The organism is Paenibacillus barcinonensis, assembly GCF_003217495.1.
Lineage (GTDB): Bacteria > Bacillota > Bacilli > Paenibacillales > Paenibacillaceae > Paenibacillus > Paenibacillus barcinonensis.
Genome location: NZ_QJSW01000001.1, coordinates 644,334 through 652,036, shown reverse-complemented (window position 1 = coordinate 652,036; position 7,703 = coordinate 644,334). Strand labels below are relative to the sequence as shown.

5 protein-coding genes and 1 pseudogene are annotated in these 7,703 nt (G+C 46.3%); all 6 read left to right on the top strand.

What is annotated here, in order from left to right:
* Positions 1-64: 64 nt before the first annotated feature.
* Positions 65-601 (top strand): annotated as a pseudogene (locus DFQ00_RS03100) (sensor histidine kinase); the annotation flags it as partial.
* A gap of 122 nt (positions 602-723) precedes the next feature.
* Entirely contained in the window at positions 724-1,689 is a 966-nt protein-coding gene (locus tag DFQ00_RS03095) for an AAA family ATPase (protein WP_110894001.1), read from the top strand.
* Between the two features lie 4 nt (positions 1,690-1,693).
* Complete coding sequence (locus tag DFQ00_RS03090) at positions 1,694-2,809, top strand: DUF58 domain-containing protein (RefSeq protein WP_110893999.1); 1,116 nt, start codon at positions 1,694-1,696, stop codon at positions 2,807-2,809.
* Positions 2,806-4,140 carry a hypothetical protein gene (locus DFQ00_RS03085; protein ID WP_110893997.1) on the top strand — a complete coding sequence of 445 codons (1,335 nt, stop codon included), beginning with the start codon at positions 2,806-2,808 and terminating at the stop codon, positions 4,138-4,140. Before DFQ00_RS03090 ends, DFQ00_RS03085 begins: the two co-directional genes overlap by 4 nt.
* An 83-nt stretch (positions 4,141-4,223) precedes the next feature.
* A complete protein-coding gene (locus DFQ00_RS03080) occupies positions 4,224-5,180 on the top strand; it encodes an aldolase catalytic domain-containing protein (protein WP_174812261.1) in 957 nt (318 codons plus the stop codon).
* Between the two features lie 309 nt (positions 5,181-5,489).
* Positions 5,490-7,616: a bifunctional diguanylate cyclase/phosphodiesterase gene (locus tag DFQ00_RS03075; protein ID WP_110893994.1), complete on the top strand. Its 2,127-nt coding sequence runs from the start codon at positions 5,490-5,492 to the stop codon at positions 7,614-7,616.
* Positions 7,617-7,703: the final 87 nt, after the last annotated feature.

Genomic DNA, 7,703 nt, shown 5'->3' with positions numbered 1-7,703 from the left:
CCGTCGAATGGCGAATAGCGATGCAACAGGATCATTTTTTAAGTTCGGTTTTTCATCAACATAAATTTACATAATTAGGATATTCAACAGGCGTGATATTATTTATGAGTTTCTGAATTCCTCGAAACCTTCCGCTCCGCAGAAGAAGATCATGACCGTAGAATCCTTGCTTAAGGAGGTTGTGCTGCTGACGGAGAGTGAAGGTCTGATGAAGGGCTGTGAAATTTTGCTGGAGGTCGATGATACACCACTTAGTGTATCCATCGATGTAAAGCAGATCAAGCAGGTCATCCTTAACATGGTGAAAAATGCAATGGATGCTATTGAAGAAGTGGGTGAAGAGCATACAGGCATGATTCGCATCAAAACAGCCACGGAAAATAACTTTGTGCAAATTACGATAGCAGATAATGGCCGCGGTATGGATCATAATACGCTAGTTCGCCTGTTTGACCCGTTCTTCACTACGAAAGAGAGTGGAACCGGTCTAGGGCTTTCTGTGAGTTATCGTATCATAAAAAATCATGGCGGCACCATCTCGGTGGATAGCCAAAAGGGCGAGGGCACAAGCTTTATGATCAAGCTCCCACTGGTATTTTAATAAAGATCATGTCAGAAGGGATCGGTGTGCTGCCGATTCCTTTGTTTTTTGTGAGAGTGAATAGGGTTATAGTTAGAAATGTATGCGAATACATAGGCTCACTGCGGAAGGATGGGATTGCATTGAATATTCAGGATATGGAGAGCATGAATCAGCAGTTGATTGAACATGTAGGTAAGGTGATTGTAGGTAAAGAGCGTACGATGGAACTGGTGCTGACAGCTATTATTGCTTCAGGTCACATCCTTCTGGAGGATGTGCCAGGCACGGGGAAAACGATGCTTGCGAAATCAGTGGCAGCCTCATTGGACTGCACTTTTCAGCGGATACAGTTTACACCCGACCTGTTGCCGTCCGATTTGACAGGCATTCATTTTTATAATCAAAAATCAGGGGATTTTGAATTCAGACCCGGTCCTCTCTTTGCTAATCTGGTGCTGGCAGATGAGATTAATCGTGCCACCCCGCGAACACAGTCTAGTCTGCTCGAATGTATGGAAGAACGTCAGATTAGTATCGACGGCTCGACGAGACGGCTCGAACGGCCGTTTATTGTTATTGCCACCCAGAATCCAATTGATAATCAAGGCACATTTCCGTTACCTGAAGCCCAGATGGACCGGTTTATGATGAAAATTCGCATGGGTTATCCGAGCGTAGCAGAGAGTGTCGAGATTCTCAAAAGAACAACTGCCAATCTCTCCGTACGTGACCTGTCTCCAATGATCTCGCGAGAACAGCTTCTGACAGCCCAGGAGATGTATACAAGTGTGACTGTTAACGAGGATTTGATGCATTATATCGTGCAACTGACCGAGGCAACCAGGGCACATACTGAATTATCGCTTGGTGTCAGTCCAAGGGGCGCACAGGCACTCCTGAAGGCTGCTCAGGCTTGGGCTGCACTGCATGGCAGAGACTACGTTATGCCGGATGATATCAAAGTGCTTGCAGAGCCTGTACTGGCTCACCGTCTGGTATTTCGCAATCGGGTGAGGCAGCAGGAGGGACTGGCTGAACAGATTATACAGCAGATTTTAAGCCAGACCGAGGTGCCGACAGAGACACTGACAACAGGCGGGCGCTAGGCTTATGGAACTTCTCTGGCTTGTTGTGGTTGGAAGCCTGATTATGGTGCTGCATGGTGTATGGCTTGGGCGTCCAGTGCTGCGTAAGCTCAAGTACAGCAGACAATTCAGTAAAATGCGTTGTTATGCTGGGGATACATTGGAGATGATTGAGACGATATCCAATGAAAAACGAATCTCCGTTCCGTGGCTCAGACTGGAGGCGATGATGCCCGCTTCCTTTATTTTTCGCATCGGCTCAGGCATGGATATCAGTCAAGGGAATATTTATCAAAATCATAAAAGTATTTTTACATTAAAACCTTACAATCGAATTACACGTACACATCCGTTTGTTTGCTCCAAACGTGGTGTGTATAGGATGGAGACAGCTACAATGACCGGTGGAGACCTGTTTGGTGTGTGGCGTTCTTCAAAACCGATTCCTGTGCAGATGTCGATGATTGTGTATCCTTCACTTGTAAACATGGAAGATATGCCGACAATCTATCAGGTATGGCAGGGCGAGGTTGAGGTGTCGCGCTGGATTGTGGAAGATCCATTTCTGATCCTGGGTGTGCGGCCTTACGGAGCTGGTGATCCAATGAATCGTATTCATTGGAAAGCCAGTGCGCGGACCGGGGAGCTACAGGTCTACAAGCAAGGCTGGACCGCTGACCCCCAGTCCTGGATTGTTGTAAATATTCAGGAGTCGGCAGACATGTGGAGTGTAGTCACCCGGCCCGAACTGATTGAACAGGCGCTTCGCTACGCAGCAACTGCAGCTACCGATGCGATCGGCAGAGGCTTGCCTGCCGGATTTGCACATAACGGTTACAGAGCAGGCGGAGGGCGTGATGTGTTGCGAATTGAGCCGGACTATGGCACACCACATCTGGAGATGTTACTGGAGGCTATGGCTGAAACCGAGTTGAAATGTCTGGTGCCCATCGAGCAGTTTTTGCAAGATGAGGTTAGATGGGGTGAAGAAGAGCAGCAGCCTCGCAGTTATTTGTTAATTACGTCCTATGTATCCGCAGGGATGCAGCATGAAATTATACGTCTACAGGAACAGGGACATCGGGTAACCATCTTGCCTGTTGAGCAGTTGAAGAGCAATTCAGAGGCGGTGGGGGCATGAACGAAAACGATGAAAGACAGCGTCTGCATCTCCTCTCTATGCTGGCTTTAATGTGCATCGGTGTATATCTGTTTCCGATTATGACGATCACGTCACTTTATACTCAATGGTTGTTCCCTTTTATGTTATTGGGTTTATTTGTTGTAACTGGCTGGTGTGTTCTATGGCTTCACCATCGCTTCACGGGCCTTGCGGAATGCAGCTCGTTCGTTCGTGGCGCTGCAGCGCTCGTTATCGGCACTTTGTTTGCCATGATTCCGGGCATGCTGCTGCACCTCTCGTGGCCAGCTATTATAACGCTTGCTGTTTGTTCCATTACAGCATCTTTTACAGGCTTTCATTACGAGCATGGTTATCATTCCGCAATGATGTGGCGCTTGCAAATTATGGGTATCTTCAGTGCCATCGTGCTCACCATAGCGGCAGGTCAGATTCAATTCCTGTGGCCATTGCAGTTGTATACGATGTATATGTATGCGGCCGGCGTGATCAGCTTTGTGTTATGGATTGTCGGACAGTACAGGGCACAGCTTGATCGTGCAGTGCTTAACGACGGGAGTCGCAGGCTGGTGCTGCGTGAATTCACACGAGTGAACCATCGACGGATGATATGGATGCTGGTCGTAATCGCGGGAGTTGGAGCTTTTCCAAGTCTGGCGTCCTGGCTTGCACCGCTGCGTGATCGTGTGTTGGGGTGGATTAGAAGCTTATTGGGAACTTCGTCCACGCAGGCACCGCCTGATATACCACAGAGTCCTAACGAGACGCTGACCTTGCCAGATGAATGGAGTGGTCCACCTTCGGAACCTTCTATGTTCTGGGAGGTGCTCAGTTGGGTTGTTTTTGGCGCAGCGGCGGCAGTGATGATCTGGCTTCTCACCAAGCTGGCAAGGGTGATCTGGAGTAAGCTTGAGGAACGATTCAAGGGCATGCTTCAGCCTGTTCAGAAAAGGGAAGCATCAAAAACAGAGTATGTCGATATCAGTGAATCGCTGGAAGTGCCGACACAGCTTCGTAAGCGGTGGTTCCGCAGAAAAGAATCGGTTCCGGTTCAGGGCGGGGAACGTATTCGTTATTATTATCGCACATGGGTAAATCAGGCGCTGCAGCGTGGCGTCGGGATTGAAAAGTCACATACCCCTTTGGAGGCAGCAGAGGCCATTATGAAAAGCTCCAACACTTCAGATATGAAAAGCCATTTCAAGTCTGGCGAGGAGGAACTGGCTGGACGGCTTCCTGCGGTATATAACGCTGTTCGTTACGGTCGGAACGGGGAAGAGCATCCGGATGTGATTGAGATGGACCGAATCTGGAAATCTTACAGCAAATAAGCCGGGAATCCCTTTACTTTTCTTATCACGTTCAAGTATCATGAGAGGAATACACAAGTTGGTCAGAAAAGGAGCAGACATTGATGAAGACAAATCATTGCAAGATTGTAGACTGTACCATCCGTGATGGTGGATTGGTGAATAATTGGGATTTTAGCGTAGACTTTGTTCAAAAGCTGTATGCGGGCCTGAACGAAGCTGGCGTTGATTATATGGAAATCGGCTACAAGAATTCTCCTAAATTGCTCAAAGGTGCTGAAGAAGCCGGACCATGGCGTTTTCTGAACGATGATTTTCTGCGTAAAGTGATTCCGCAAAAAGGAAATACCAAATTGTCTGCACTCGTGGATGTGGGCCGTGTAGATGAGAATGATATTTTGCCACGCAGTGAAAGCATGCTGGATCTCATTCGTGTGGCTTGTTACAGCAAAGATGTGGACAAGGCGCTTGCATTGGTGCAAACGTTCCATGATCGTGGTTACGAAACGACACTGAATATTATGGCACTCTCCAATGTGATGGAGAACGAGCTGCTGGAAGCGTTCGAAATGATTAAAGACAGCTCGGTTGATGTGGTTTACATCGTGGATTCATATGGCAGTCTGGATCATAACGATGTGAAATATCTGGTGGAGAAATTTAAAACACATCTTCCTAACAAACGTCTGGGTGTTCACACGCACAACAATATGCAGCTTGCCTTCTCTAATACGCTTGTAGCAGCGGAGCTTGGCGTTGAATTGCTGGATGCCTCTGTATACGGCATGGGACGTGCAGCGGGGAACTGTCCGACTGAACTGCTGGTGGCTCATCTGAAAGGAACTAGATATAATTTGCGTCCGGTACTTGATGTGTTGGAACAGCTTATGGTTCCGTTAAGAGAAAAAGAAGAGTGGGGATACATCCTGCCTTATATGATTACTGGTACACTGGACGAGCATCCTCGTTCGGCTATGGCACTTCGTGCATCAGAAAACAAAGACAAGGTGGTTGACTTCTATGATAAGTTGACAACACCTGAAGTGAATTTTGATAAATGAAAAATAGTCTGAAATAAGGTTGAAAATTTTAAAAACATGGTTTCTCATTCGAGAACCATGTTTTTTTAGTTCTTTGTTCCTTGTTTTTAGTCATTTTTATGAATAGATATTCCTACATATAACTATTTTTTAGTTCACGAATGCGGATTTAAATGTTATTATGTACCAGATAGAACATGCAGAATATAGAATTAAACAATGGTCAATATATTTTTTTGTCGAAATGTGTAATATACTTGGTGAAATAGCCAAATATCGTTCATTCTTACACGTATTTCAGGATAGTGATCCCGGGAAGGAAAACATGGCATGAAGTTTAAAATGCAACATCAGAGTCAAATAGGTTGGGTCGCCGCAGGCGGCTTATTGTTTTTCCTAGTAAGTCAATGGTTTCGTTCTTCTTCAAGCTCTGATCTGATCATTTCGGGTTACCCGGTGTTAACATTGTTGGGTGGATTCTCTGCCGCTGCCGCTTGTTTAGGCATCTACAATCAAAGCTGGCTGTTCCAGGCCCAAAAATTGACGCTGCGCAGAGTGCTAATGACAACACTTTTTTTAGTGGTAGGTCTATTCGAGCTGGTACACATCGTTTCTTTCGCTGAAGAAATTTCTCAACAGGCGATGATGGAATCCAACTTTTCCTTAATAATGACTACGATGGGATCACTGATTTGTTCCGCGGGTCTGTTATTCATATATACGGTAAAGGAGAAGCAAGTTGCATTACCGCGCAAATTTTTGCTGTTTAGTGCGACACTGGGCAGTTTTCTGATTTTGTACATACTTGCTATCCAGGAATGGAGCTTGATGCCTAAAATGCTTGAGGGGCAGAAGCTTGGTGAATTATTTACTATTATGCACGGGGTGGCAGGCCTGATGTATGTTTTCAGTGCTCTCATTCTGTATGTAGAGTGGAGAAAGTCTGGGGACTTTAATCTTCCACCTATACTCTGTGGCGTACTTTGTTTCATGCTAGGTCAAGGCTTTCTTGTGCTCTCGGATACAGTGGTGGATCTTAATCTGCTCTTTGGTATGTTAAGCAATTGTTTGGGGTACTTTTTTATTCAGAAGGGTCTTTACTCCTCTGTTGTGGACACACCTTTTTTGCAGCAGCAGGTTGCCGAGGCAAAAATGAATTATATTGCGCATCATGATGATGTTACCAGTCTTCCGAATCGGCGTCGTCTCACTCAGAAGCTGAAAGTGATGATGAATGAGGCTGTTGTGGAGGAAAAGCTTGTTGGTGTGCTGGTGCTCAATATTAATCGGTTCAAAACAATCAACGATTCACTCGGCCAACAGGCAGCTAATCGGGTGTTACACCAGGTTGGACAGCGTTTGAGTCACTCTGCCCTCCCGGGAGAAGAGGTATTTGGATTGGGCCGAGATGAATTTGCGGTGACGATGACAGACTTCTACGGTACGGATACAGCAGTGTGCCGCACACGATCCATTCTGCAGCTGTTTGAGAAGCCCGTCATGGTTGATGGGAATGAGTATCATCTTACATTGGGGATCGGTATGGCTATATTTCCTTACGACGGGAAATCTCCTGAAGAGATGATACAGAATGCAGATACGGCACTGCACAGTGCGAAGGAACAGGGGATAGAGCTGAACCGTTACGCACATGCGATGCAAATGAAGGCACAGGAGCGTCTGCAATTGGAGAATGATCTGCGCAAAGCATTGGCTCGTGGTCAATTTTATTTGGTATACCAGCCACAGGTAAATCTGCAAAGCGGATTGGTTGTAGGTATGGAGGCGCTGGTAAGATGGCAGCATCCACAGCGCGGCTCCGTATCTCCAGCAGAGTTTATTCCGTTGGCGGAGGAGAGTGGTCTGATCGTTCCGCTGGGAGAATGGGTGCTGCGTGAGGCGTGTGCTCAGAACAAGAGGTGGCAAGAGGCGGGATATCGTAAGCTATGCGTATCTGTCAACCTTTCGATGAGACAGTTCAGACATTCTCATCTGCTTGATAGCATCAATAACATCCTTAAAGAGACAGGCTTGGAGCCAGCATGGCTTGAATTGGAAATTACAGAGAGTATGACGTTTGACAAGGATCGGGCTTTTGAACAGCTTCGTAAAATTAAGGAGATTGGTGTACATATCAGTATTGACGACTTTGGTACAGGATATAGTTCATTGCATTATCTCAAAGATTTGCCGATTGACAGGCTCAAAATTGACCGTTCTTTTGTCAATGAAATTATGGAAGATAGCAATAACGCCGCGATCGTATCGACCATCACTTCGATGGCTCACCATTTGCAATTGAAGGTGACAGCCGAAGGTGTAGAGAATGAGGATCAGATGCTGTTTTTGCGCAACCAGCACTGCCATGAGGCACAGGGATATTTCTTCAGTAAACCGATTGAAGCTGCTGTTTTCGAGAAAAAGTTTCTTAGGGATATAGATACAACCGCGGGGTAAGGAGTTGCAGGGCCGCGAGAGCGTTCCTGCCTTTTAGAACCCTTTTTTATGGTAAAAATCGTATAATCACCTTGCGTGTTCTTATAG

Excerpts from the sequence above, each read along its gene's own strand:
- DFQ00_RS03085 (WP_110893997.1), top strand. The coding sequence starts at position 2,806 with ATGAACGAAAACGATGAAAGACAGCGTCTGCATCTCCTCTCTATGCTG.
- DFQ00_RS03090 (WP_110893999.1), top strand. The coding sequence starts at position 1,694 with ATGGAACTTCTCTGGCTTGTTGTGGTTGGAAGCCTGATTATGGTGCTG.
- DFQ00_RS03075 (WP_110893994.1), top strand. The coding sequence starts at position 5,490 with ATGAAGTTTAAAATGCAACATCAGAGTCAAATAGGTTGGGTCGCCGCA.
- DFQ00_RS03080 (WP_174812261.1), top strand. The coding sequence starts at position 4,224 with ATGAAGACAAATCATTGCAAGATTGTAGACTGTACCATCCGTGATGGT.